Annotated in this window: 19 protein-coding genes; 16 read left to right on the forward strand and 3 right to left on the reverse strand. The window is 71.1% G+C overall.

The genetic code is table 11. The features are described from left to right. Positions 1–86 precede the first annotated feature (86 nt). Positions 87–2,462 (forward strand): alpha-L-fucosidase, encoded by a 2,376-nt coding sequence (locus tag AB0N16_RS04740; protein WP_365794027.1) that lies wholly within the window; start codon positions 87–89, stop codon positions 2,460–2,462. A gap of 67 nt (positions 2,463–2,529) precedes the next feature. Here the strand turns inward: AB0N16_RS04740 and AB0N16_RS04745 are convergent, their stop codons facing one another. Beyond that, a complete protein-coding gene (locus AB0N16_RS04745) occupies positions 2,530–3,576 on the reverse strand; it encodes a LacI family DNA-binding transcriptional regulator (protein WP_365793067.1) in 1,047 nt (348 codons plus the stop codon). Positions 3,577–3,803: 227 nt separating this feature from the next. Between AB0N16_RS04745 and AB0N16_RS04750 the strand changes: the two genes are divergently transcribed. The 6 genes from AB0N16_RS04750 to AB0N16_RS04775 are packed head-to-tail and all read left to right on the forward strand — an operon-like array spanning position 3,804 to position 13,209. Then, complete coding sequence (locus AB0N16_RS04750) at positions 3,804–5,096, forward strand: sugar ABC transporter substrate-binding protein (RefSeq protein WP_365793069.1); 1,293 nt, start codon at positions 3,804–3,806, stop codon at positions 5,094–5,096. 10 nt (positions 5,097–5,106) lie between these two features. After that, on the forward strand, positions 5,107–5,994 hold the full coding sequence (locus AB0N16_RS04755; RefSeq protein ID WP_365793071.1) for a sugar ABC transporter permease: 888 nt from the start codon (positions 5,107–5,109) through the stop codon (positions 5,992–5,994). After that, a complete protein-coding gene (locus AB0N16_RS04760) occupies positions 5,991–6,857 on the forward strand; it encodes a carbohydrate ABC transporter permease (RefSeq protein ID WP_365793073.1) in 867 nt (288 codons plus the stop codon). Before AB0N16_RS04755 ends, AB0N16_RS04760 begins: the two co-directional genes overlap by 4 nt. Before the next feature lie 25 nt (positions 6,858–6,882). Beyond that, positions 6,883–8,130 (forward strand): glycosyl hydrolase, encoded by a 1,248-nt coding sequence (locus AB0N16_RS04765; RefSeq protein ID WP_365793075.1) that lies wholly within the window; start codon positions 6,883–6,885, stop codon positions 8,128–8,130. Continuing rightward, positions 8,127–10,166, forward strand: coding sequence for an endo-beta-N-acetylglucosaminidase (locus AB0N16_RS04770; RefSeq protein ID WP_365793077.1), 2,040 nt, complete (start codon positions 8,127–8,129; stop codon positions 10,164–10,166). The genes AB0N16_RS04765 and AB0N16_RS04770 overlap by 4 nt, the downstream gene beginning before the upstream one ends. A gap of 28 nt (positions 10,167–10,194) precedes the next feature. Beyond that, a complete protein-coding gene (locus AB0N16_RS04775) occupies positions 10,195–13,209 on the forward strand; it encodes a glycoside hydrolase family 38 C-terminal domain-containing protein (RefSeq protein ID WP_365793079.1) in 3,015 nt (1,004 codons plus the stop codon). 94 nt (positions 13,210–13,303) lie between these two features. On the opposite strand, the gene AB0N16_RS04780 is transcribed toward AB0N16_RS04775, so the two are convergent. Beyond that, entirely contained in the window at positions 13,304–14,005 is a 702-nt protein-coding gene (locus AB0N16_RS04780; RefSeq protein WP_365794029.1) for a FadR/GntR family transcriptional regulator, read from the reverse strand. A gap of 178 nt (positions 14,006–14,183) precedes the next feature. Here AB0N16_RS04780 and AB0N16_RS04785 point away from each other — a divergent pair, with 178 nt between their 5' ends. Genes AB0N16_RS04785 through AB0N16_RS04820 form a run of 8 tightly spaced genes read left to right on the forward strand, consistent with a single transcriptional unit; the run spans position 14,184 to position 22,065 of the window. Next, complete coding sequence (locus AB0N16_RS04785) at positions 14,184–15,254, forward strand: sugar ABC transporter substrate-binding protein (protein ID WP_365793081.1); 1,071 nt, start codon at positions 14,184–14,186, stop codon at positions 15,252–15,254. After that, positions 15,251–16,783, forward strand: coding sequence for a sugar ABC transporter ATP-binding protein (locus AB0N16_RS04790; RefSeq protein WP_365793083.1), 1,533 nt, complete (start codon positions 15,251–15,253; stop codon positions 16,781–16,783). Before AB0N16_RS04785 ends, AB0N16_RS04790 begins: the two co-directional genes overlap by 4 nt. Continuing rightward, a complete protein-coding gene (locus tag AB0N16_RS04795) occupies positions 16,776–17,810 on the forward strand; it encodes an ABC transporter permease (protein WP_365793085.1) in 1,035 nt (344 codons plus the stop codon). Before AB0N16_RS04790 ends, AB0N16_RS04795 begins: the two co-directional genes overlap by 8 nt. 41 nt (positions 17,811–17,851) lie before the next feature. After that, complete coding sequence (locus AB0N16_RS04800; protein ID WP_365793087.1) at positions 17,852–19,243, forward strand: L-fuconate dehydratase; 1,392 nt, start codon at positions 17,852–17,854, stop codon at positions 19,241–19,243. Then, positions 19,240–19,995 carry an SDR family oxidoreductase gene (locus AB0N16_RS04805; protein WP_365793089.1) on the forward strand — a complete coding sequence of 252 codons (756 nt, stop codon included), beginning with the start codon at positions 19,240–19,242 and terminating at the stop codon, positions 19,993–19,995. Before AB0N16_RS04800 ends, AB0N16_RS04805 begins: the two co-directional genes overlap by 4 nt. Then, positions 19,992–20,978, forward strand: coding sequence for an aldo/keto reductase (locus tag AB0N16_RS04810; protein ID WP_365793091.1), 987 nt, complete (start codon positions 19,992–19,994; stop codon positions 20,976–20,978). Before AB0N16_RS04805 ends, AB0N16_RS04810 begins: the two co-directional genes overlap by 4 nt. Continuing rightward, on the forward strand, positions 20,975–21,238 hold the full coding sequence (locus tag AB0N16_RS04815) for an L-rhamnose mutarotase (RefSeq protein WP_365793093.1): 264 nt from the start codon (positions 20,975–20,977) through the stop codon (positions 21,236–21,238). The genes AB0N16_RS04810 and AB0N16_RS04815 overlap by 4 nt, the downstream gene beginning before the upstream one ends. Beyond that, on the forward strand, positions 21,235–22,065 hold the full coding sequence (locus AB0N16_RS04820) for an amidohydrolase family protein (protein ID WP_365793095.1): 831 nt from the start codon (positions 21,235–21,237) through the stop codon (positions 22,063–22,065). Before AB0N16_RS04815 ends, AB0N16_RS04820 begins: the two co-directional genes overlap by 4 nt. Here AB0N16_RS04820 and AB0N16_RS04825 read toward each other — a convergent pair. Further along, a complete protein-coding gene (locus tag AB0N16_RS04825) occupies positions 22,053–23,474 on the reverse strand; it encodes a lipase maturation factor family protein (RefSeq protein WP_365793097.1) in 1,422 nt (473 codons plus the stop codon). The two genes, AB0N16_RS04820 and AB0N16_RS04825, sit on opposite strands and share 13 nt — an antisense overlap. A 158-nt stretch (positions 23,475–23,632) precedes the next feature. On the opposite strand from AB0N16_RS04825, the gene AB0N16_RS04830 reads away from it, so the two are divergent. Next, the gene (locus AB0N16_RS04830; RefSeq protein WP_365793099.1) at positions 23,633–25,723 is read left to right on the forward strand and encodes a SpoIIE family protein phosphatase; all 2,091 of its coding nucleotides are present in this window, start codon (positions 23,633–23,635) and stop codon (positions 25,721–25,723) included. Positions 25,724–25,738: the final 15 nt, after the last annotated feature.

Raw genomic sequence — 25,738 nt, forward strand, 5'->3', positions numbered from 1 at the left:
TCAACTCCCGCACATGCACACCCCATTGACAGGCTTCTGGGCCCGCTCAATCATCAGACATCCGATGAATGGAGCCGCGCATGAGCATGTCTCCCTATCCCAGACGCCAGGTGCTGGGGGCCGCGGCGGGTGTCGCCGCGGCGGCCGCCCTGCCGCTCGCCGCGACGACCCCGGCCCACGCCGCCGAGCCCGCCGAGGCCGGCGCCGCCGGGTCGGCCGATGCGGGTGCCGCCTCGTCATGGGTCCCCGTCCCCACTCCGGTCCCCGTACCGCTCGACTCCCTCTACGACAACGACGGCATCGACACCGCCGGCGCCCGGGGCGGTGACTTCGACGGCTCCGGCTACACGTTCCCGGGCGAGGAACTCCCGGCCGGCCGTATCGAAATCGACGGCGTCCCCTTCGACTTCCCCGCCGCGGCGGCGGGCGCCAAGAACAACGTTGTCGCGCTCGGCCAGCGCGTCGACCTCCCCAAGGGCCACTACCTGTCCGCCGTCTTCCTCACCGCCGGCAGCTACGGCAACGCCTCCGGCCGGGCCACCGTCCACTACAGCGACGGCACGACCACCACCGCCGGCCTGAGCGGCGGCGACTGGTACGCGGTGGGCGGCCCGCTGACGGCGCCGTACCGCTACCAGCCGGACGGCGGCAAGGACCAGCACAGCGTCGGGATCGGCACCTCCGAGGTGTGGATCGACCCGCAACGCGAGGCCGTCGCCCTCACCCTGCCGGTCGGCAACCCGGCCGAGGCCGGCAAGACCGCCCTGCACGTCTTCGCGCTCTCCCTCCAGCCCGTCGCCCAGGGGCGGGCGCTGGCCCTGCGGGACGCCCGCTCCACCGGCTCCCTGCTGGACGCCACCGGTGCCCAGAGCGTCGAGGCCACCGTCGTCAACGCGGGCACGGTCGCGATCCTGGCCCACGACGCGGTGTCCGTACGCGTCGACGTCCCCGGCGCCCGTACCGTCGAGCCCGCCCGCATCCGCCGCCTCGACCCCGGCGAACAGGCACGCGTCCACGTCGGCATCCGCAGCCGTACCGGCACCGCGCCGGGCACCGAACGGGACGGCACGGTGAGCGTGCGCGGACGCGGCAGCCAAGTCGCCGCCGCCAAGCGCACGTTGACGCTGGGCGCCGCCGACTACCAGCCCAGCGAGACCTCGTTGGCCGGTCACCAGGCGCCCTACTGGTTCAACGAGGCCAAGTTCGGCATCTTCATCCACTGGGGCGTCTACTCGGTGCCCGCGTGGGCGCCGGTCGGAGTGCAGTACGCCGAGTGGTACTGGGACCAGATGCAGGACCCGAACAACCCCACCTACGCCTACCACCGGGACACCTACGGCGAGGACTTCGCCTACGACGACTTCATCCCGCGCTTCACCGCTGAGAAGTTCGACCCGCGGGCGTGGGTGGAGCTGTTCCGGGACGCCGGTGCCCAGTACCACGTACTGACCTCCAAGCACCACGAGGGCTTCGCCCTGTGGGACACCAAGGTCTCCGACCGCAACGCCGTCAAGATGGGCCCGAAACGGGACCTGGTCAAGGAGCTGTTCGAGGCGTCCCGCCGGTACACGCCCGAACTCCACCGCGGCCTCTACTTCTCCATGCCCGAGTGGTTCAACCCCGACAACCCCTGGATGGGCCACGCCCCGCGCAACCCGTACACGCTGGAGCCGCTGCCGTACACCGGGTACACCTCCGGCAAGGACTACGTGAGGGACTTCCAGGCCCCGCAGATGCTCGAACTGATCCACGGCTACGACCCGGAGATCATCTGGTGCGACATCGGCGGCGCGAACGACAGCGTCCACGTCCTCGCCGAGTACTTCAACCACGCCAAGAACCGGGCCCGTCCGGTCGACGTGACCGTCAACGACCGCTCGGGCATCGGCTTCCACGACTTCACCACGCCCGAGTACACGACGTACGCCGACACGGTCGTCGCCAAGTGGGAGGCCAGCCGCGGACTCGACCCGCGCAGCTACGGCTACAACCGGGCGACCCCGGACGACGCCTACATGACCACCGAGGAGGTCGTGCACAGCCTGGTCGACATCGTCTCCAAGAACGGCAACTTCCTGCTCGACATCGGCCCGCGCGCCGACGGCACCATCCCGGAGATCATGCAGACCCGGCTGCGGGAGACGGGCGCCTGGCTCGCGGTCAACGGCGAGGCGATCCATGGCACCACCTACTGGTCGCGCATGGCCCAGCTCGGCGAGGACCTGCGGTTCACCGTCCGCCCGGACGAGGCCTTCTACATCCACTCCCTGACCCGGCCCGGCGCCAAGCTCACCGTCGAGGCACCGGTGCCGGTCCGGGCCGGCGACAAGGTGACCATGCTCGGCCACCACCGGCCGTTGACCTGGACCGTCAGCAACGGGTCGCTCGTCATCGACGTGCCCGAGGCGGCCCGGCGGGCGGGAGAGCACGTGTGGGTGTTCAAGGTGGAGTGGCACGGGTGAGGTAAGGAAGAGGCTGCCGCGGCTGTTCGGGACCGCGGCAGCCTTGACGCCCCTGCCGACGTACCGTCTAGCAGCGGGCGGCCGCCGCCGTGCTGCCCCGTACCGTCAGCCGGGGGACCGGTACCCGGGCGGCGCGTGCCGCACCACCGTCCAGGAGGGACGTCAGTTCGCGTGCCGCCACCCGGCCGAACTCGGCGCTGTCCCGGGAGAGCGCCGACAGCCATGGCTTGACCATGCGGCACAGGGCCGAGTCCTCCCAGGAGACGACGGAGACGTCGTCCGGGACCGAGTAGCCGAGTTCGGCCGCTGCCGCGACTCCGGCCACCGCCATCACGTCGTTGTCGTAGATCAGGGCCGTCGGGGGCGGGGTGGCGCGCAGGACGCGGCGGGTGACGGCCGCGCCCTCCGCGTCGGAGTAGTCGGTGGTGACCGAGTGGACCTCGCCCAGGCCGCGCCGCTCGGCCTCGGCGCGCAGGGTCCGGACCCGCCGCTGGGTGTGCGCGAGGCCGGGCAGGCCGGCGATGTGGACGATCCGCCGGTGCCCCAGCCCGGTCAGCTCGTCGACCACCGACGCCATCGCGGCCGCGTCGTCCGCCCAGACCGTCGACAGCCCGGGGTGGCGTTCGTCGGGGGCGCCGCCGATCACCACGGCGGGCAGGCCGAGTTCGTCGAGGAGGCCGGGGCGGGGGTCGTCCGCGCGCGGGTCCACCATCAGGATGCCGTCGACGCGGTGTTCCGCCCACCAGCGGCGGTACACCGCGCACTCGTCGGCCACGTCCTCCGCCATCTGGAAGAGCAGGCCGAGATGGCGTTCGGCGAGCACCTCCTGGATGCCGGACACCAGTTGGAGGAAGAAGGAGTCCACGCCCAGGGAGTGCGCGGGACGGGCGAGGACGAAGCCGACCGTGGCCGCGCCCTCGCCGGACAGGGCGCGGGCGGCCGTGCTGGGCCGCCAGCCGAGCTGCTCGGCGACCCGGTGCACCCGGGCCCTGGTCGTCTCGGAGACCCCGGGGCGGCCGTTGAGCGCGAAGGACACCGCGCTCTCGGAGACTCCGGACCGGCGCGCGATGTCCTTCATCGTCGGCCGGCGCGCGGGGACGCGTTTCTCCGCCAACTCGCTCCCTCATTCGGTCCGGACCGTGATCCGCTAATGCGCTTGAGTTCGAACACTCTAAAGCGTATTAGTGATCGACCGCAATACGCTTGTAACACCCGGCTGAGCAGGGGTTTTGAGCCACTAATGACTTTAGCTGTGCCGAATCCATTGACTCTTCGCGGAATCGGCGTGCAAGGTCTGGCGCGGCACCTTCGGCCACCCCCGCTGCAAAGGAGCAACGGACCATGCGTATCTCCCGCAGAGCCCTCGCCCTCGCCGCTGCCGCCGTCCTCGCCCTCCCGCTGAGCGCCTGCGGTGCCGGGGAGGACGGCGGCGGCTCCACCGACGCCTCGGGCAAGGTCGAGGGCGACATCACCTTCCAGACCTGGAACCTGCGCGCGAACTTCAAACCGTACTTCGAGGGCCTGGTCGCGGAGTTCGAGAAGAAGTACCCGGACACCCACGTGAAGTGGATCGACCAGCCCGCCGAGGGCTACGCCGACAAGATCAGCGCGGACGCGGCCGGCGGCACCCTGCCCGACGTCGTCAACGTCTCCCCGGACCTCGTCGCCCCGCTCGCCAAGGCGGGCCTCGCCCTCGACCTCGACAAGGCCGCGGCCACGTACAAGCCCGAGTATCTGGAAGGGGCCTGGGCCAGCCATCAGATACCAGGGATGAGCGGGACCTACGCCTTCCCCTGGTATCTGAACACCGGGCCGCTCTTCTACAACAAGACCCTGTTCAAGCAGGCCGGACTCGACCCCGCGCAGCCACCGAAGACCTACGACGACCTCTTCGCCGACGCACTGAAGATGGCGCAGCAGAGCGACGGGAAGGTCGCCACCCTCGCCAACATCCCCACCATCGAGGACTTCGGGCGCTATGGCGTCGAGCTCATGGACAAGCAGGGGACCGGGTTCGCCTTCAACGACGCCAAGGGCATCGAACTGCTCACCAAGTACAAGGAGTTGTACGACGCCAAGGCGCTGGACCCGCAGGCGCTGACCGCGACCCCGGAGTCCTCCGGCAAGAAGTTCCTCACCGAGGCCGTCGCCATGAACCCCGGCAGCGCCCTCGACCTCGCCAACTTCCAGAAGCAGGCGCCGAACCTGTACAAGAACATCGGCATCACCGACCAGATCACCAGCACCGGGCACGTCAACATGTACGTGATGGGCGTGATGGTCAATTCCAAGACCAAGCACACGCCGGCCGCCGTCGCCTTCGCGCACTTCGTGACCGACGCGCAGAACCAGATGTCCTTCGCCAAGAAGGTCGCCATCTTCCCCAGCACCGCCGGCTCCCTCGACGACCCGTACTTCACCGAGGAGGACGGCACCGACGAGACCCGGGTGCGGGTCGCCGCCGCCAAGTCCCTGGAAAGCGCGGTCAATTACACGCCGGTGCTGTTCAGCGAGCAGATGAAGACCGCGCTGCGCAACGAGGTCGCCAGGGCCCTGCAGGGCAAGGAGAGCCCCAAGACGGCTCTGGACAACGCTGTCAAGGCCTGCGACCAGCTGCTCCAGCAGCAGGGCTGAGGGGCGAGGCATGGCCGGCGTGTCCCGCGTGCGGCGTCAACTGCCCACCAGTCCGTGGCTGTTCGCCGCTCCCGGGCTGCTGGTCATCGGCGCCTTCGTGCTCTATCCGTTCGTCTCGACGGTGGTCAACTCCTTCACCGACCGCCGCACCCTGATCCCCGGCGGGTTCGTCGGCCTCGCCAACTTCCGTGAGCTGATCCACGACGACATGTTCTGGACCGGTCTGCGCAACAGCACCCTGTACGTCGTCGTGGTCGTACCCGCCCTCGTCGTCCTGCCGCTGCTGCTCGCGCTGCTGGTGCAGAAGAACATCCCGGGCATCACCTTCTTCCGGTCCGCCTTCTACACCCCGGTCGTCGCCTCCATCGTCGTCGTCGGGCTCGTCTGGGTCTGGCTGCTCGACGAACGCGGCCTGGTCAACTCCCTGCTGGAGACGGTCGGGATCGGCCGGATCGGTTTCCTCAGCGATCAGTGGCTGCTCCTGCTGAGCGCCATGGCCGTCACGGTCTGGAAGGGCCTCGGCTACTACATGATCATTTATCTGGCGGCGCTCGCCAACGTCCCGCGCGAGCTGCACGAGGCCGCCGCCGTGGACGGCGCGGGGGCGGTGCGCCGCTTCCTCTCCGTCACCGTGCCCGCCGTACGTTCCACGATGGTGCTGGTCGCCGCGCTCTCCTCGGTCGCCGCGTTCAAGGTGTTCTCCGAGGTGTACCTGATGGCCGGCCCGAGCGGCGGCCCGGCCGGCGAGGACACCACCCTCGTGATGCTCGTCCAGCGCACCGGCACCGGACTGACCGGCCGCGTCGGCTACGCCTCGGCGCTCTCCGTCGTGGTCTTCGTCGTCACCGTCGCGCTGATGCTCCTGGTGCTGCGCGCCGACCGGAGGGACCGCCCGTGAGCGCCCACCGGGCACGCCTCACCGACGAAAACGGGCGCCGCATCCGGATCGGCGAGCTGGTCCTGCGCTACGCCCTGCTGCTGCTCGTGCTGGCGGTCACCGTCGGACCGTTCCTGTGGCAGCTGTCCACCTCGCTCAAGGGACCGACCGAGGACATCTTCAGCTCGCCCCCGAGCTTCCTGCCCGAGCATCCCACCCTGCACAACTACCAGCGGGTCGCCGACACCATCCCCGTCTGGGACTACGCCCTCAACTCGCTGAAGGTGGCGAGCGCGAGCGTCGTCACCAACTGCGTCGGCTCGGCGCTCGCCGGATACGCCCTGGCCCGGCTGCGCTACCGAGGGCGCCGGACCGCCACCCTCGTCTTCGTCCTCGCGATGCTCGTGCCGGTGGAGGGGATCATCATCGCCCAGTTCACCACCATGCGGGAACTCGGCCTCAACAACACCCTGATCGGCGTCGTGCTGCCCGGCTCCATCGGCGCCATGAACGTACTGCTGATGCGCAACGCCTTCCTCAACCTGCCCTACGAGATCGAGGAGGCCGCCTATGTCGACGGCGCCGACGTCTGGCAGCGGTTCCTGCGGATCGCCCTGCCGTCGGTGAAGGGCACCGTCGCCGTCGTCGCGATCTTCGCCTTCATGGGCGCCTGGGACGACTTCCTCTGGCCGCTGATCGTGCTCAGCGACCCGTCCAGGTTCACGCTCACCATCGGACTCAACTACCTGCACGGCACCTTCGCCAACGACGAACGCCTCGTCGCCGCCGGCACCGTGATCGCCGTGGCCCCGCTCATCGCCCTGTTCGCCTGCCTCCAGCGGTACTTCTTCCGCGGGGTCGGCGAAGGCGCCGTCAAAGGCTGAACCCCCGTTCCCGCAAGGAGACCGCATGCCTCCGGCCGTGCGCTTCGGCGTCAACTACACCCCCAGCGAAGGGTGGTTCCACCACTGGCTCGACTTCGACCTGGACTCCGTACGCGCCGACCTCGACTCGATCGCCGCTCTGGGACTCGACCACATCCGGGTCTTTCCGCTGTGGCCCTACTTCCAGCCCGACCGCACCCTGATACGGCCCCGCGCGGTCGAGCAGCTCGTCGCCCTCGCCGACGCGGCCGCCGAACGCGGTCTCGACGTCAACGTGGACGGACTGCAGGGGCACTTGAGCAGCTTCGACTTCCTGCCGGCCTGGACCCGGACCTGGCACCGGCGCAACCTCTTCACCGACCCCGAGGTCGTGGCGGGGGAGACCGCCTATCTCCGCACCTTGGCCGCGGCGCTCGCGGACCGGCCCAACTTCATCGGCATGACGATCGGCAACGAGGTCAACCAGTTCGCCGCGGGACCGCATCCGGATCCGGACCGGGCCACCGAGGAGGAGGCGGAGCGCTGGCTGGTACGGCTGCTCGCCGCCTGTGCCGAGGGCGCCCCCGGCAGGCTCCATCTGCACGCCTCCTACGACGCCGCCTGGTACCAGGACGACCAGCCCTTCACCCCCGCCCAGTCGGCCCGCCTCGGCGACCTCACCGCCGTGCACTCCTGGGTGTTCGACGGCACCGCCCAGCGCCACGGCCGTACCGCGCCGCAGACCGAGCAGCACGCCGCGTATCTGGTGGAGCTGAGCAAGGCCTGGGCCGAGGACGCGCACCGGCCGGTATGGCTCCAGGAAGTGGGCGCGCCCGCGCCGCTGATCCCCGCCGAGCACGCGGCCGCGTTCACCGAGGCGACCCTCACCGCCGTGCTGGACTGCCCCGATCTGTGGGGCGTCACCTGGTGGTGCTCGCACGACGTCAGCCGGAGCCTCGCCGACTTCCCCGAACTCGAATACGGGCTCGGTCTGTTCACCAACGACCGCAAGCCCAAGGACCTCGCCCACGCCCTCGCGGCGGCCGAGCCCAGGGTGGCGAGCGCACGCGACACCGCGCTCGTCGTGCCCTCCGACCCGGCCCGGCGCTCCCGGTGCGCGCCCGGCGGGCCCGTCTTCGACGCCTGGTTCCGGCTCGCCGCCGACGGCGCCCGCCCCACCACCGTCCTCGACACCCATGCGGACGACCAGAACCATCTCGCCGCGCGGGGCATCACCGAGGTCGTCACTCCCGATCAGGTACTCCCCACCCCACCAGGAGGCACCCGCTCGTGAACCCCAGCAGACGTACCGTCCTGATCGCCGCCACCGCGGCGGCCCTGGCCCGCTCCCTGCCGGCGACGGCAGCGACCGAGGCGACGGCAGCGACCGAGGCGGCGGCCGTCACCCCGCCGCACGCCTCCTACTGGTACCCGGACTCCTTTCCCTCCGGCAGCCCCGGTGCCGGTATCACCTGGCGCAGCCTGAAGAGCTGGACGGCGGCGGGTGACACGGACCTCGCCTTCAACGCCGCCTCAGTGCCGCTGGCCGCCCGCTTCACCCCGACCCCGGCCAACACCACCGCCCGCTCCGGGCAGGCCCGCGTCCAGGCGCTGGTGTCCTTCGGGCCCACCTCCAGCAACCCCTCCCAGGGCTCGGCCACCGCCGACTACTACGCGCTCACCCACTGGTCCTACCTCGACGAGCTGGTCTTCTGGGGCGGCTCGGCGGGGGAGGGGCTCATCCTCGCCCCGAACGCTCCGATCGTCGACGCCGCCCACCGGCACGGCGTGCCCGTCCTCGGCAACATCTTCCTGCCGCCCACCGCCTACGGCGGCCAGCTGCAGTGGACCCGCGACCTGGTCCAGCAGGACTCCACCGGGCACTGTCCACTCGCCGCCCAACTGGTCGCGGTGGCCGCCGCCTACGGCTTCGACGGCTGGTTCGTCAACGCCGAGACCGGCGGCGGCAACACCGCCCTCGGCACCGCCATGCTCGGTTTCATGACCGAGCTGAAGTCCCTCGCCGCCGCCCGGGGACAGCGGGTCACCTGGTACGACGCGATGACCGTGAACGGCACGGTCAGCTGGCAGGGCGCGCTCAACAGCCAGAACCAGGCCTTCTTCCAGGCCGCCGACGACATGTTCGTGGACTTCCGCTGGAGTGCCTCGACGCTCGCCGCGTCGGGCACGAAGGCGGTCCAGCTCGGCCGCAGCCGCTACGAGCTGTGGGCCGGCGTGGACGTCGAGTCCAACGGCTCCAACACCTCCGTGAACTGGGACGCGATGGTGCCCAGTGGCTCGGCGCACATCACGTCCGTCGGCTTCTACCGGCCCGAGTGGACGCGCAACCACCTCCCCGCGAGCCGTACCCCCGGTGACTTCCACGCCGCCGACGACCGGTTCTGGACCGGGCGGTCGCTGGACCCGTCCCGGCCGGACGGCACGGACCCGTGGCGGGCGCCGGCCGTGTCGGTGGCGGACCGGTCGACGGTCTCGGCGGTGCCGTTCGCGAGCGTCTTCAACACCGGGCACGGGCTGCGCTGGTACGAGGACGGCGAGGTCACCTCGGACGCCGCCTGGAACCACCTCGGTCTGCAGGACCGGCTGCCGTCCCGGCGGTGGGCGGTGCGGACGGCGGGCACCAGGCCGACCGTGACCTTCGACTTCGCGGACGCCTGGCGGGGCGGCAGCAGCGTGCTGGTGAACGGTGCGCTGGACCAGCCCGTCGTGCTGGACCTCTACGCGACCCAGCTGCCGATCTCGGCCCAGACGGTTGTCGAACTGACCTACCGGACCGACGCCGGCGGCGTGGACGTCGAGCTCGCCGTCGCCACCGCCGAGCCGGGCAGCGCCGGTGCGGCACCGCCGTACACCTATCTGCCGGTGGACCCGGGCGACGGCTGGTCGACCGCGACCGTCCCGCTCACCGGCCTCTCCGGCACCGTCCACGCCCTCGGTGTCCGGCTCACCGCGACCGGCGGGCCCGTGCGGTGGCGGCTCGGCGCGATAGCCGTGCGGGAGGCGGTGAGCACCCCCGCCGCCCCCGCCGACCCGGCGATCACAGCGGCCGACGGGGGTTCCCTCCGCTTCGCCTGGAGCGCGGCGCCCGGGGCCGACGACGAAGTAATGGCGTCAGCCCCACGGCACTACACCCTGCACCGGCTGCTCCCCGACGGCACCCGGCGCTTCCTCGGCGCCACCGGCCAGCGGGCCTACTACCTGACGGGGCTCCAGCCGGAGCAGGGCGAGGCGTCGGCACGGTTCGAAGTACGTGCGGTAGGGGAGCTGTACACCTCGTCGGATCCCGTGACCGTCACGCACACCTGGTAACCGGTAACGAACAAACGGAGCACCCCACATGCATGACGACCGCAGCTTGGTGGAAGCCCGCCTCAGGCGCGTCCTCGACGAGCGCGTCCGCCCCGCCGTGTACCCCGAGTCCGTGCCGCTCGACGTCGCCGTGTGGCACGCGCCCGGCGAGCCCGTGCCGGTCGCCGAAGGGCTCGCCGCCGAGCCCGGGCCGATCGAGGTGGGCGCCCGGTGGGGTGCTCCGTGGGGCACCAGCTGGTTCCGGGTGACCGGAACCGTCCCCGAGGAGTGGGCAGGGCGGACCGTGGAGGCCCTGCTCGACCTCGGATTCGACGAGAACATGCCCGGCTTCCAGTGCGAGGGCCTGGTCTACCGGCCCGACGGCACCCCCGTGAAGGGCCTCAACCCGCGCAACCAGTGGGTCCGGATCGGCGCCCCGGTGGCGGGCGGCGAGCAGGTACGGCTGCACATCGAGGCCGCCTCCAACCCCGTCATCCTCGACTACCACCCCTTCCGGCCCACGTGGCTGGGCGACAAGGACACCGCCGGGCACGAGCCGCAGTACACACTCACCCGGATGGACCTCGCCGTCTTCGACGAGACCGTCTGGCAGCTGGTGCTCGACCTGGAGGTGCTCGGCGAGCTGATGGCCGAGCTGCCGGCGGACGCACCACGCCGCTGGGAGATCCTGCGCGCGGTCGAGCGGGCCCTGGACGCGATCGACCTCCAGGACGTCAACGGCACGGCGGGGCAGGCGCGTGCACGGCTCACCGACGTGCTGTCCGTCCCCGCCGCGCCCTCCGCGCACCGGATCAGCGCCGTCGGTCACGCGCACATCGACTCGGCGTGGCTGTGGCCGTTGCGCGAGACGGTCCGCAAGGTGGCCCGTACGACGGCCAACATGACCGCCCTCATCGAGGACGAGCCCGACTTCGTGTTCGCCATGTCGCAGGCCCAGCAGTGGGCGTGGGTGAAGGAGCACCGGCCCGAGGTGTGGGCGCGGGTGAAGAAGGCGGTCGCGGACGGCCGGTTCGTGCCGGCCGGCGGGATGTGGGTGGAGTCGGACACCAACATGCCGGGTTCGGAGGCGATGGCCCGTCAGTTCGTGCACGGGAAGCGGTTCTTCCTGGACGAGTTCGGCATCGAGAACGACGAGGCGTGGCTGCCGGACACCTTCGGCTTCGCCGCCGGGCTCCCGCAGATCATCAGGGCGGCGGGCTCCACCCGGCTCCTCACCCAGAAGATCTCCTGGTCCCAGACGAACAAGTTCCCGCACCACACCTTCCAGTGGGAGGGCATCGACGGCACCCGGATCTTCACCCACTTCCCGCCCGTCGACACCTACAACTGCTCCATGAAGGGCAGCGAACTCGCCCACGCCACCCGCAACTTCAAGGACAAGGGCCGGGCCCGGCACTCCCTCGCGCCGACCGGCTGGGGTGACGGCGGCGGGGGCACGACCCGGGAGATGGTGGCGAAGGCGGCCCGGGTACGGGATCTGGAGGGCTCGCCGGCGGTCGTCTGGGAGACCCCGGCGGAGTTCTTCGAGAAGGCGGAGGCCGAATACGCGGACCCGCCCGTCTGGGTGGGCGAGCTGTATCTCGAACTCCACCGCGCCACCCTCACCAGCCAGGCCAGGACCAAACAGGGCAACCGGCGCAGCGAACACCTCCTGAGGGAGGCCGAGCTGTGGGCGACCACGGCCGCCGTACGGACCGGATTCCCCTATCCCTACGAGGAGCTGGACCGGATCTGGAAGACGGTCCTGCTCCACCAGTTCCACGACATCCTGCCCGGTTCGTCGATCGCCTGGGTGCACCGCGAGGCCCGGGCGACCTACCAGCGGGTCGCCGCCGAACTCGACGGGATCATCGACGCGGCCCAGCGGGCCCTGGCGGGGCAGGGGACGCGGAGCCTGGTCTTCAACTCGGCACCGCACAGCCGCCATGGCATCCCCGCCGGGGGCGCAGGCGAGGAGGAGCCGCCCGGGGAGGTGACGATCTCGGAGCGCCCCGAGGGCGGCCGGATCCTCTCCAACGGCCTGCTGCGGATCGAGATCGACGCCCGGGGCCTGGTCGTGTCCGTGTACGACCTCGCCGCCGACCGCGAGTCCGTCGCCCCCGGTACGGCCGCCAACCTGCTCCAACTCCACCCGGACTTCCCGAACATGTGGGACGCCTGGGACGTCGACGCCTTCTACCGCAACGCGGTCACGAACCTCACGGACCTCGACAGCCTGACCGTCGGCGAGGAGGGTCATTCCGTCCGGATCATGCGGTCCTTCGGCTCCTCAGGGGTCACCCAGGTGCTGTCGCTGCCGCCGGGCGAGCGCCGGCTGCTGATCGACACGGAGGTGGACTGGCACGAGACGGAGAAGTTCCTGAAGCTGGCCTTCCCGCTGGACCTGCACGCCGACCGCTACGCGTCGGAGACCCAGTTCGGCCACTTCCACCGCCCGACCCACACCAACACCTCATGGGAGGCCGCGAAGTTCGAGGCCTGCAACCACCGCTTCATCCACCTGGACGAGCCGGGCTGGGGCGTGGCGATCGTCAACGACTCCACGTACGGCCACGACGTGACCCGCACGGTCCGCACCGACGGCGACCGGGGCACGACGACCACGGTCCGCGTCTCCCTGCTGCGCGCCCCGCGCTTCCCCGACCCCGAGACCGACCAGGGCGTCCACCGCTTCCGGCACGCACTGGTACCGGGCGCGGGAATCGCGGACGCGGTGCGGGAGGGGTGGCGGATCAACCTGCCGGAGCGAAGGGTGGCAGGCGGGCATGAGGTGGCTCCGCTGGTCACGGTCGACGACGACGCCGTGGTCATCACCGCCGTGAAGCTGGCCGATGACGGCAGCGGCGACGTGGTGGTCCGCTTCCACGAGGCGCACGGGGGCCGCGCCCGCGCGACGCTGACGGCTGGCTTCGAGGTCGCGGGAGCCGAGGTGACGGACCTGCTGGAACGACCGTTGCCTGACCTTCCCGAGTGGGCGGGAAACCGCGTCTGTGTGCGCCTACGGCCGTTCGAGTTGGTGACTCTGCGACTGGCGCGGGTCTGAGCGCCCCTTCAGGGGCGCGGGGCTGTATCCATGGGCGGCTACCGCCGCGTGGGCGCGACCAGCCACAACGCACCCGCGGCCGAAGTCCACGGTCCTAACCCCTCAGCTGCACCCGCAACCACTCCTCCACCTCACCCACATGCGCAGCCGCCGCAGCCCTCGCCGCCTCCGGATCCCGGGCGACGAGGGCCCGGTGGATCGCCGCGTGCTCCCGCCGCGTCCGCGCGAACGCCCCCTCCTCCTGAAACCCCCGCCACACCCGGGCCCGGAACGTCCGCGACGACAGTCCCTCCAGGATCGCTGCCATCGTGTCGTTGCCGGCGGCGCCGGCGATCACCCGGTGGAACGCGAGGTCGTGGGCGAGGATCTCCTCCGGGTCGTCCGTGGCGTTCATCGCCGTCAAGTGCTTCTCCACCTCGGCCAGTTGATCGGCCGTGATGCGCGCGGCGGCCAGCGCCGTCGCCGTCGACTCCAGGACCCGCCGCACCTCCAGCAACTCCACCAGCTGCGGCCCGCGTGACAGATCGGCGACCACCCCGAACGTCTCCAGCAGGTCACCCGCCTCCAACTGGGTGACGTAGATGCCGGAGCCGTGCCGGGCCTCCAGGACGCCCAGGACCGTCAGCGCGCGGATCGCCTCGCGCATGGAGCTGCGGGACATGCCCAGCTGGGCGGCGAGATCCCGTTCTGTCGGCAGCCGCTGGCCCGGCTCCAGGCGGCCCTCCCCGATCATCGCCTTGATCCGCTCGATGGCGCGCTGCGTCACCGTGCCCTTCTGCGGGGCCGGCCCGTCCACACCGCTCTCGTCCACACCGCTCCTCCTGTCGCCGGTGCGCCGCAGTCTAACCAGCGATGTGGTCGGACCACTACGGCTCGAATCGCCGAAAAATCGCGTCCGAAGGGTGTTGACGGCCCCGAGTGGTCTGATAAGTATGCGGGCATCTGCTCGAACACGCTCGATGAGGAGCTGCCAGATGCCCGGCAGAACACTGGGGAAGCGGAACAGGTACCGGATCATCGGCGCGACGGCCGTGGCCGTCGGCGCCTCGCTCGCGCTCGCCGCGTGCGGCAGTACGAAGGACACCGGCAGCGGCAGCGCCGGAGGCGGCGGCACGGGCAAGGTCGGGGTGATCCTGCCCCTGCTGACCTCGCCGTTCTGGCAGTCGTACAACGACTACGTACCCAAGATGGCGAAGTCCGAGGGTGTCGAGGCGCTGAAGACGGTCAACTCCAACAGCGACCCCTCCCAGCAGATCACCGACATCAACAACGAGCTGAACCAGGGTGTGAAGGGGCTGGTCGTCGCCCCGCTGGACAGTGCGGCCATCGAGGCGGGTCTCGACCAGGCCGAGCGCAAGGGTGTGCCGGTGGTCGCCGTGGACGTGGCGCCCGACAAGGGCAAGGTCGCCATGGTGGTGCGCGCCGACAACGTCGCCTACGGCACCAAGGCCTGCGACTACCTCGGCCAGCACGTCACCAGCGGCAAGGTCGTGCAGATCATGGGCGACCTGGCCTCGGTGAACGGCCGGGACCGCTCCGAGGCCTTCCGCGACTGCGTGAAGAAGAAGTACCCGAAGCTCAAGGTGCTGGAGATCCCCGCCAAGTGGGAGTCCGACACGGCCGCGTCCAAGCTGGACACGCTCCTCAACGCCAACCCCGACATCAAGGGCATCTACATGCAGGCCGGCGGTGTCTATCTCGCCCCGACCCTGCAGACCCTGAAGTCCAAGGGCATGCTCAAGACGGCCGGGCAGAGCGGGCACATAGCGATCGTCTCCAACGACGGCATCCCGCAGGAGTTCGACGCCATCCGCAAGGGCGAGATCGACGCGACCGTCTCCCAGCCGGCCGACGCCTACGCCAAGTACGGCATGTACTACATCAAGGCGGCGATGGAGGGGAAGACGTTCAAGCCGGGTCCGACCGACCACGACTCCACGATCGTCAAGCTGCCCAGCGGCATCCTGGAGGACCAGCTGCCCGCGCCGCTCGTCACCAAGGACAACGTCGACGACCCGAAGCTGTGGGGCAACACGGTCAAATGAGCACGCCACTTGTTGAGGCCCGGGACATCGTCAAGCGGTACGGCCCCACCGTCGCCCTCGCCGACGGCCGGCTCACCGTGCTGCCTGGCGAGTCCCACGCCCTCGTCGGCCGCAACGGCGCCGGCAAGTCCACTCTGGTCAGCGTCCTCACCGGCCTCCAGGCCCCGGACGAGGGCACGGTCCGTTTCGACGGCGAGCCCGCGCCCCCGCTCGGCGACCGGGACGCCTGGCGGAGCAAGGTCGCCTGCGTCTACCAGAAGCCCACGGTCGTACCGGAGCTGACGGTCGCCGAGAACCTGTTCATCAACCGGCAGCCGCTGCACCGGGGTCTCATCAGCTGGCGGCGGCTGCGGAGCGAGGCGGCCGCCCTGCTCGACACCTGGGACGTCCATGTCGACCCCGAGGCGCGTACCGCCGACCTCAAGGTCGAGGACCGCCAAATGGTGGAGATCGCCCGGGCGTTGAGCTTCGGCGCCCGGTTCATCGTGCTCGACGAGCCGACCGCCCAGCTCGACAACCGGGAGATCGAGCGGCTGTTCAGCCGGATGCGGGCGCTCCAGGACTCGGGCGTGACCTTCCTGTTCATCTCGCACCACCTCCAGGAGGTCTACGAGGTCTGCCAGACCGTCACGGTGCTCCGTGACGCACGCTGGATCACCACCGCGTCCGTCGCCGAACTCCCGCGCCGGGCCCTGGTGGAGGCCATGGCGGGGGAGTCGATCGCCGAGCAGGACCACAGCCGCGAGGCGGTGGCGGACGAGTCCCCCGTCGTGCTGGACGCGCGAGGGCTGACCTCACCGTCGTACCAGGACATCGACCTCACCGTGCGCCGGGGCGAGGTCGTCGGGATCGCCGGATCCAGCGGCAGCGGCAAGATCGAGCTGGCGGAGTCCTTCGCCGGGCTGTACACCCCGACCGGGGGTGCCGCCCGACTCGACGGCGAGCGGCTGCCGTTCGGCGATGTGAAAGCGGCCCTGAAGGCCGGCGTCGGCTGTGTGCCGCGCGACCGGCACGGACAGGGACTGGTCTTCGGCATGAGCATCGGCGACAACGCCACCATGAGCGTCCTCGACCGGCTCGGCCGCTTCGGTTTCATCGCCGGCGACCGCAAGCGGCGCTTCGCCGACGAGCTGATCGAGCGCCTCGACATCCACGCCGAGGGACCCGAGCAGCCCGTCTCCGACCTGTCCGGCGGCAACGCGCAGAAGGTCGTCATGGCCCGCGCCCTCGCCTCCGACCCCCGGCTGCTCGTCCTGATCAACCCCACCGCGGGCGTCGACGTGAAGTCCAAGGAGTCGCTGCTCGCCCGCATGGACAACGCCCGCGAGGACGGCACCGCCGTACTGGTCGTCTCCGACGAACTCGACGACCTGCGCCGCTGCGACCGGGTCCTCGTCCTCTTCCACGGCCGCGTCGTCGCCGAGCACCCGGCGGGCTGGCGCGACCACGAGCTGATCGCTTCCATAGAAGGAGTGGACTCCATGCCCGCAGGAGCCGGCTCCCCGGCCGAAGGAGTGGACCATGGCTGACACGAAGGCCCCGTCGGCCTCGACCGCCGGCCCCGTGCGCGTCCCCGACGCCCGTGCCGCCAAGACCGTGCTGCTCCGCAGGGTCCGTGAACTCGCCCTCGTACCCGCGCTGTTGGTTCTGCTGATCCTCGGTGCGATCGTCAACGACTCGTTCCTCACCGAACGGAACCTGATCTCCATCCTGGGCGCCTCGGCGGCCCTGGCGATGGTGGTCCTCGCCGAGTCGCTGATCCTGATCAGCGGCAAGATCGACCTCTCCCTGGAGTCGGTGGTCGGCATCGCCCCCGCCGTCGGCGCCCTGCTGGTGCTGCCCACCGCGGAGTCCGGCTGGGGCACCGGGTGGCCGGCCGGGCTCGCCCTGCTCGCCGTCCTCGTCGTCGGCGGCGTCATCGGCGCCTTCAACGGCGTCCTGGTGGTGAAGTTCAAGCTCAACGCCTTCATCGTCACCCTCGCGATGCTGATCGTGCTGCGCGGGCTGCTCGTCGGCGCCACCAAGGGCAAGACGCTGTTCGGCATGCCCGACGCGTTCTTCTCCCTGGCCACCTCCACCTTCCTGCGGGTCCCGCTGTCCGTGTGGCTGGCCGCGGTCGCCTTCGGGGTGGCCGGACTGATCCTCAAGTACCACCGGGTCGGCCGCGCCCTGTACGCGATCGGCGGCAACGCGGAGGCGGCCCGCGCGGCCGGTATCCGCGTCGACCGGGTGGTGCTGGGGGTCTCCGTCGTCGCGGGTGTCCTCGCCTCCGTCGGCGGGATCATGCAGACCGGCTACGTCGGCGCGATCAGCGCCAACCAGGGCAACAACATGATCTTCACGGTGATGGCGGCGGCGGTGATCGGCGGCATCAGCCTGGACGGCGGCAAGGGCACCATGTTCGGCGCTCTGACCGGCGTACTCCTCCTGGGTGTGGTCCAGAACCTGCTCACCCTGGCGCAGGTCCCGTCGTTCTGGATCCAGGCCATCTACGGAGGCATCATCCTCGTCGCCCTCATGATCGCCCGTGTCACCACGGGACGGGCCCAGGACTGAGCGGCCCGCGTCCCGAACTCCCCCTGACGGAAAGGCAATCCGTGTCCCCGAGCCCCGGCCCCTCCGCTCGCGTCACCGCGGTCGACACCTACGACATCCGCTTCCCCACCTCGCGCGAGCTGGACGGCTCCGACGCGATGAACCCGGACCCCGACTACTCGGCGGCCTATGTCGTGCTGCGCACCGACGCGGCCGATGGGCACGAGGGACACGGGTTCACGTTCACCATCGGGCGGGGCAACGACGTCCAGGTCGCCGCGATCGGCGCGCTGCGGAACCATGTGCTCGGCCGCCCGGTCGACGAGATCTGCGACGACCCCGGAGCGCTCTACCAGGACCTGATCGGCGACAGCCAGCTGCGCTGGCTCGGCCCCGAGAAGGGCGTGATGCACATGGCGATCGGGGCGGTGATCAACGCGGTGTGGGACCTGGCCGCCCGCCGGGCCGGCAAGCCGCTGTGGCAGTTGCTCGCCGACGCCGAACCCGAGTGGATCGTCCGCCAGGTCGACTTCCGCTACCTCACCGACGCCCTCACCCCCGAGGAGGCCCTCGGTATCCTCCGGCGCGCCCGCGAAGGCGCCGACGAGCGCCGGACCCGGCTGCTGGAGCGCGGCTTCCCCGCCTACACCACCTCCGCCGGCTGGCTCGGCTACGACGACGAGAAGCTCACCCGGCTCGCCGCCCAGGCGGTCGCCGACGGCTTCCGGCAGATCAAGCTGAAGGTCGGCGCCGACCTGGAGGACGACATCCGGCGCTGCCGGGTCGCCCGCTCGGTCGTCGGCCCGGACATCCGGATGGCCGTCGACGCCAACCAGCGCTGGAGCGTCGACGAGGCGATCCGCTGGACCAAGGCCCTCGCCGAGTTCGACCCGTACTGGATCGAGGAGCCCACCAGCCCCGACGACATCCTCGGCCATGCGGCCATCCGCCGGGCGGTGACCCCGGTCAAGGTCGCCACCGGCGAACACGTGCAGAACCGCATCGTCTTCAAGCAACTGCTCCAGGCCGGCGCCCTCGACATCGTCCAGATCGACGCGGCCCGGGTCGCCGGCGTCAACGAGAACCTCGCCATCCTGCTGCTCGCCGCCAAGTTCGGCGTCCCCGTGTGCCCGCACGCGGGCGGCGTCGGACTGTGCGAACTCGTCCAGCACCTCTCGATGTTCGACTACCTGGCCGTCTCCGGCACCACCGAGGACCGGGTCATCGAGTACGTCGATCATCTGCACGACCACTTCCGCGACCCGGTGGTGATCCGGGAGGGTCACTACACGGCACCCACCGCACCGGGCTTCTCCGCCGCCATGCGACCGGAGTCCATCGCGGAGTACACCTATCCGGGCGGCACCTTCTGGGCCGCCGACGCACAGACACAGACACAGACACAGACACAGACACAGACGCACACGCAGACGCGGAAGGGACAGGCGGCATGACCGACTTCGAGGGCCTGAAAGCACTGGTCACCGGCGGGGCCTCCGGGATCGGCCGGGCCACCGCCGAACTCCTCGCCGAGCGCGGCGCCCAGGTCGCCGTCCTCGACCTCGACCCGTCCGCCGTCGAGAAGCCGCTGCTCGGCTTCCGGGCCGACGTCACCGACGACGCCTCCGTACGCGCGGCCGTGGAGAGTGCGGTGGAAGCCCTCGGCGGCCTCGACGTCCTGGTCAACAACGCCGGCATCGGCGCCCAGGGCACGGTCGAGGACAACGACGACGACGAATGGCGCCGCGTCTTCGACGTCAACGTCCTCGGCATGGTCCGCACCGCCCGCGCGGCCCTCCCGCACCTGCGCCGCTCGGACCACGCGGCGATCGTCAACACCTGCTCCATCGCCGCCACCGCGGGGCTGCCGCAACGTGCCCTGTACAGCGCCACCAAGGGCGCCGTGTACTCGCTCACCCTTGCCATGGCCGCCGACCACCTCCGCGAGGGCGTCCGCGTCAACTGCGTCAACCCCGGTACGGCGGACACCCCGTGGATCGGCCGGCTGCTCGACCGGGCCGCCGACCCGGCCGCCGAACGCGCCGCCCTGGAGGCCCGCCAGCCCTCCGGGCGCCTGGTCTCCGCCGCCGAGGTCGCGAGCGCGATCGCCTACTTGGCGAGCCCGCTCTCCGGCGCCACCACCGGCACCTCCCTTGCCGTCGACGGCGGCATGCAGGGCCTCAGGCTGCGCCCGGAGGGCCAGTGAACACCCTCGGCCGAAGCGGCGTCCGGGTCGGCCCCCTGGGCCTCGGCGCCGCCGTGATCGGAAACCTCTACACCGAAGTCCCCGACCAGCAGGCCCACGACACGGTCACCACCGCCTGGCAGCAGGGCATCCGCTACTTCGACACCGCCCCCCACTACGGCCTCGGCCTGTCCGAACGGCGGCTCGGCGAGGCGCTGCGGGAGTACGACCGGGACACCTACGCCCTCTCCACCAAGGTCGGCCGCCGCCTGGAGCCGGGGCCCGGAGACGGCGACGACCTCGCCCACGGCTTCGCCGTGCCGGACACCTACCGCCGGGTCTGGGACTTCAGCGCCGACGGCATCCGCCGCACCCTGGAGTCGAGCCTGGAGCGGCTCGGCCTCGACCGGGTCGACGCGGTCTACCTCCACGACCCCGACGACCACGCCGAACAGGCCTTCCGCGAGGGCTACCCGGCCCTGGAGAAGCTCCGCTCCGAGGGGGTCGTCGGTGCGATCGGCGCTGGCATGAACCAGACGGCCATGCTCACCCGGTTCGTCCGCGACACCGACATCGACGTGGTGCTGTGCGCCGGCCGCTACACCCTCCTCGACCAGAGCGCCCTGGCCGATCTGCTCCCGGCCGCCGAGGAACGCGGTACGTCGGTGGTGATCGGCGGGGCCTTCAACTCCGGTCTGCTGGCCGACCCGAAGCCGGCCGCCACCTACAACTACTCCCAGGTCTCCGACGAGTTGCTCGCCCGCGCCCTGCGCCTCAAGGAACTCGCCGAACAGCACGGCACCACGCTCCGCGCGACCGCCCTCGCCTTCTGCGCCGCCCACCCGGCCGTGGCGAGCGTGCTGGTCGGCGCCCGCTCGGCGGCCGAGATCGAGGACGGGGCCCGGCAGTTCGCCACGCACGTCCCCGCCGCCTTCTGGCAGGAGCTGCACGCCACCGGCCTGCTGCCCGCCGACGCCCCCGTACCCACGGAGGACCCGTCATGACAGCGACCCCGCACACCACGGTCCGCGCCGCCCGCATCCCCGCGTCCGAGGCCACCCACCGCGAGCTCCCCGTAGAACTCACCGAAGCCATCCGGGCCGTCGGCGCCGGCGCGGACCACGGCCGCCTCCTCGCCGAACTGGAGAAGCTCCCGGTCGACGCGGCCTGGCAGGCCCGGACGGCCGAGCTGCTCGACGTCGTCCACCACCACTCCGAGGCAGGCCCGGACGTCGGCCTGCCCGTCGTAGGGGAGCTGCCATGACCGTCGACGCCCACCACCACGTCTGGGACCTCTCGGTACGGGACCAGGACTGGATCGCGGGACCGGAACTCCAGCCGCTCAGAAGGAACTTCACCGTCGAGGACCTCGAACCCGAGGCGCGGGCGGCCGGTGTCACCCGCACGGTCCTGGTCCAGACGATCACCGTCCCGGAGGAGACCCCCGAGTTCCTGGCCCTCGCCGACACCCACGACCTGGTCGCGGGAGTCGTCGGCTGGACCGATCTCACCGCCCCGGCGATCGCCGACGAACTCGCCCGCCTCAGCGAACTCCCCGGCGGCACCTACCTGAAGGGCATCCGCCACCAGGTCCAGGGCGAACCGGACCCGGAGTGGCTGCTGCGCCCGGAGGTCCACCGGGGCCTGGCCGCGATCGCCGACGCGGGCCTCGTCTACGACCTGGTCGTCCAGGCCCACCAGCTTCCGGCCGCCGTCAAGGCCGCCGAGTCCCACCCGCACCTCACCTTCGTCCTCGATCACCTGGGCAAACCGCCCATCGCCTCCGGCACCCTCGAACCCTGGGCCACCGCCGTACGCGCCCTCGCCGCCCTGCCCAACACCGTGTGCAAACTCTCCGGCATGGTCACGGAGGCCGACCCCGCCTCCTGGACGGTCGACGACCTCCGCCCGTACGCCGAGACGGTCCTGGACGCCTTCGGCCCGGACCGCCTGATGTTCGGCTCGGACTGGCCGGTGTGCGTCCTGGCCGGGACGTATGGCGAAGTCCTCGACGCGGCGACGCAGTTGGTCGGACCCGACGAACGCACCCGTGTCTTCGAGACGACCGCCACCCGCGTCTACGGCCTCTGAGCGGCCCCCGTCAGCCGCGTCGGCGGCATGAACTCCCGTACATACGTCCGCTCCCAGCACGCCCCCGTCTCCCGCAGCTCCCGCCAACTGGTGTAGCGGTAGCGGAAGAGGCGGGCGCGGACGAAGCGCGGGGGCTCGTCGGGCGGGAAGGGGGAGCGGCGCAGCAGCCGTAGCGTGTCGCGGTCGTTCTCCAGGAGGCGCTCCACCAGGCCGCCGAACCAGTCGCCGGCGTACGCGGGGGAGAGGGCGGCGAACCACATCAGCCAGTCCAGGCGCAGGTGGTAGGGCGCGAACTGGCGCGGCCAGTACCGTGGATCGCCGGGCTTGCCCTTGAACTCGTACTCCCGCCAGTCCGAGTCCTCGCGCGGCGCGTCGTCCAGCGTGCCCTCGACCACCACCTCGTACCGCACCCGGCTGACGCTGCCGAAGGCGCCGTAGGTGTTGACCAGGTGCAGTGGGTCGAAGGAGCGGTTCATGACCTGGCGGCGCGAGACCATGTTCACCACCGGGCGGTAGCTCAGGAAGAGCAGCAGCGCGGCCACGGCGAGGACGACGATCTCGTACCAGAGCGGGGTGCCCGGCGCGGAGGAGCGGCCGGCCGGCAGCCGCAGCGCCGACACGGCCAGCACGATGGTGATCCAGTTCAGCCAGGAGAAGTTGCCGGAGACCACCAGCCACAGCTGGGTGAGGATCATCAGCGACGCGGCCGCCGTCGCGATCGGCTGCGGAGTGAACAGCAGGACGGGGACCACGAGTTGGGTGACGTGGTTCGCGGCCACCTCCGCCCGGTGCACCGGCTTCGGGAGGTGGTGGAAGAACCAGCTCAGCGGGCCGGGCATCGGCTGGGTCTCGTGGTGGTAGTAGAGGCAGGTCAGCTTGCGCCAGCAGGCGTCCCCGCGCATCTTGATCAGACCCGCCCCGAACTCCACCCGGAACAGGATCCAGCGCAGCAGGAACAGGACGACGACCGGCGGGGCCACCTCGTCGTTGCCGAGGAAGGCGGCGAGGAAACCGACCTCCAGGAGCAGCGACTCCCAGCCGAACGCGTACCAGGTCTGGCCGACGTTGACGATCGAGAGATACAGGGCCCAGGGGACCAGCCACAGCACCATCGCGGCCCACAGCGGGAGCAGGGAGTCCAGGCCGGCCAGCAGCGCCGCCGACACCGCGCAGCCCGCCCAGGCGCAGGCCGCGAAGAAGCGGTCCGAGTAGTGCAGGTGGAAGAGGCTCGGCGCCCGCCGGAAGGGGACCCGGTCGACGAACCTCGGGATCGGCAGCATCCCGCGCTCGCCCAGCAGGGCCCGGAACTGGAGCGCCGCCACCAGGAACGCGACGAGATACACACCGGCCAGCGCCCGCTGGAAGACCAGTCGGCTCAACCAGTACTCGTGTGCGGTGAACCAGTCCACGGCCGTGCGCTCCTGCCTCTCTCCGGCCTGCGGTCCCGGCGATGGGAAAGGGCCTGTCACCCTGTGTACCGCGTCCCTCCGCTCACGTAACCCGGGCGGGTGAAGTGGGCCATACGGGAGAAATTGCCCGGCTGTGGTTCCCCTGGCAAGGTGGCCCCATGGCTGATCGGGGAGCGAGCGCTCCGTCTCTCCCGGACGACTGGCCCGCCCACCCGGACCACCCGATCCTGGCGCTCAACCGCCTGGGCACCTTCGACTGGGACCTGGACGCCGGTCTGTTCCACATGGACGCCCCGGCGTACGAGGTGTTCGACCTGACCCCCGAGGAGTACGACGGGCACCCCGAGAGCCTCGCCGTCCGGGTACCCCTGACGGAGGGGATCCGGCTGGACGCGGTGGTGGCCCAGGCCATCAAGGACGGCAGCGAGAACTACGGGGCGTACTTCCGCATCCGCCGCCGCGACGGCACCCCGCGCTGGACCCACACCCAGGGCTACATCCGGCGGGACGAGACCGGCCGTCCGCGCCGGGTCGTCGGCGTGGTCCGGGACGCCACCCAGGAGCTGGAGGACAGCGAGGCGCGCAGTCTGCGGGCCGCCCAGGACCAGGCGCTGCGCCAGCAGTCCGGCGTCGTCCAGGTGGTCACCGCGGCCCTCGCGCACGCCCGCAGCGTCCAGGACGTCATCGACGCCCTCAAGGACACCCAGGGCATCCCCAACCTGGGCGCGACCAGCCTGGTGATGGGCCTGGTCGAGGCCGGCCGGATCCGGCTGGTCGCCGAGGGACCGGCGGGCAGTTTCGTGCCCGGTACCCGGATCACCCGGACAGACGAGCCCTATCCGATGGGCGAGGTGGTGCGGACCCTCAGCCCGTGCTTCATCGAGTCACCGGAGGAGTTCGCCGAGGGGTACCCGATACTGTGGCCGCACATCACCGAGCTGCACATCACCTCGGCCGCCTACCTCCCGCTGATCGCCCAGGCCCGCCCGATCGGCGCCATGGGTCTGCTCTACAACGACCGGCTCGGCTTCTCCACCGAGGAACGCGCCGTCCTGGTCGCCCTCGGCAGCAGCATCGCGCAGAGCCTGCAGCGGGCCATGCTCTACGAGCAGGAGAAGGACCTCGCCCAGGGACTCCAGCAGGCGATGCTGCCGCGCACCATTCCCAGCGTGCGCGGCGCCGACATCGCTGTCCGTTACCGCTCCCCGACCGCCGCCGGTGCCCTGGGCCGGGACATCGGCGGCGACTGGTACGACCTGATCCCGCTGCCCGGCGGCCGGGTCGGCGCGGTCATCGGGGACGTCCAGGGGCACGACACGCACGCGGCGGCCGTCATGGGCCAGCTGCGGATCGTGCTGCGCGCCTACGCCGCCGAGGGCCACGCCCCCGCCACCGTGATGGCCCGCGCCTCCGTCTTCCTGAACGAACTCGACACCGACCGCTTCGCCACCTGCCTGTACGCCGAGGCCGACCTGACCACCGGCGTCGTCCAGGTGGTCCGCGCCGGGCACATCGACCCGCTGATCCGCGGTGCCGACGGAAGCTGCCGGCGGGTCCCCGTGGAGGGCGGCCTGCCGCTCGGCCTGTCCGCCGAGTTCAAGAGCCTCGAATACCCGGTGTCCGCCCTGGAGCTCGACTCCGGCGAGACGCTGCTGCTGTGCACCGACGGGCTGGTCGAGCAGCCGGGCACCGACCTGGGGGACGGGATGCGGTCCCTGATCCAGCAGGTCACCGAGGGGCCGGAGGATGTGCGGAAGCTCGCCGACCGGCTGATCGAGATCGCCGAGAAGCGGGGCGGCGACGACGACGTGGCGCTGCTCCTGCTGCGCCGCCGCGGACCGGACGCCGCGCAGGCCGTCGGCCGTCTGCAGCAGCATGTGGCCTCCGGCGACCCCGAGGCGCTCACCCTGGCCCGGCACATGATCCGGGCCGCCGTCCGGGCCTGGGGCGCCGGGGACCGCGCCGACGAGATCGAGCTGGTCGCCGACGAACTGATCACCAACGCGCTGATGCACACGGAAGGCTCCGCGATCGTCACCCTCCGGGTGCTCGGCGGCGGTGACCGCCGGCTCCGCGTCGAGGTCGAGGACTCCTCCAGCGCCCTGCCGCGCCGGCGCGAGGCGGGGGCGGACGGGGTGTCCGGGCGGGGCCTGCTGCTGGTCGACGAGATCGCCGACGTGTGGGGCGTGGAGGCACGCGGCGGCGGCAAGGCGGTCTGGTGCGAGTTCCGGATGCCGGAGCCCACCTGACCCCCGGCGCCACGG

The organism is Streptomyces sp. NPDC051105, from assembly GCF_040682795.1.
Lineage (GTDB): Bacteria > Actinomycetota > Actinomycetes > Streptomycetales > Streptomycetaceae > Streptomyces.

What these genes read in the sequence shown, in the direction of transcription:
- AB0N16_RS04790 (WP_365793083.1), top strand. Translation starts at nt 15,251, where the DNA reads ATGAGCACGCCACTTGTTGAGGCCCGGGACATCGTCAAGCGGTACGGC.
- AB0N16_RS04830 (WP_365793099.1), top strand. Translation starts at nt 23,633, where the DNA reads ATGGCTGATCGGGGAGCGAGCGCTCCGTCTCTCCCGGACGACTGGCCC.
- AB0N16_RS04765 (WP_365793075.1), top strand. Translation starts at nt 6,883, where the DNA reads ATGCCTCCGGCCGTGCGCTTCGGCGTCAACTACACCCCCAGCGAAGGG.
- AB0N16_RS04785 (WP_365793081.1), top strand. Translation starts at nt 14,184, where the DNA reads ATGCCCGGCAGAACACTGGGGAAGCGGAACAGGTACCGGATCATCGGC.
- AB0N16_RS04750 (WP_365793069.1), top strand. Translation starts at nt 3,804, where the DNA reads ATGCGTATCTCCCGCAGAGCCCTCGCCCTCGCCGCTGCCGCCGTCCTC.
- AB0N16_RS04740 (WP_365794027.1), top strand. Translation starts at nt 87, where the DNA reads ATGTCTCCCTATCCCAGACGCCAGGTGCTGGGGGCCGCGGCGGGTGTC.
- AB0N16_RS04820 (WP_365793095.1), top strand. Translation starts at nt 21,235, where the DNA reads ATGACCGTCGACGCCCACCACCACGTCTGGGACCTCTCGGTACGGGAC.
- AB0N16_RS04805 (WP_365793089.1), top strand. Translation starts at nt 19,240, where the DNA reads ATGACCGACTTCGAGGGCCTGAAAGCACTGGTCACCGGCGGGGCCTCC.
- AB0N16_RS04755 (WP_365793071.1), top strand. Translation starts at nt 5,107, where the DNA reads ATGGCCGGCGTGTCCCGCGTGCGGCGTCAACTGCCCACCAGTCCGTGG.
- AB0N16_RS04815 (WP_365793093.1), top strand. Translation starts at nt 20,975, where the DNA reads ATGACAGCGACCCCGCACACCACGGTCCGCGCCGCCCGCATCCCCGCG.
- AB0N16_RS04775 (WP_365793079.1), top strand. Translation starts at nt 10,195, where the DNA reads ATGCATGACGACCGCAGCTTGGTGGAAGCCCGCCTCAGGCGCGTCCTC.
- AB0N16_RS04795 (WP_365793085.1), top strand. Translation starts at nt 16,776, where the DNA reads ATGGCTGACACGAAGGCCCCGTCGGCCTCGACCGCCGGCCCCGTGCGC.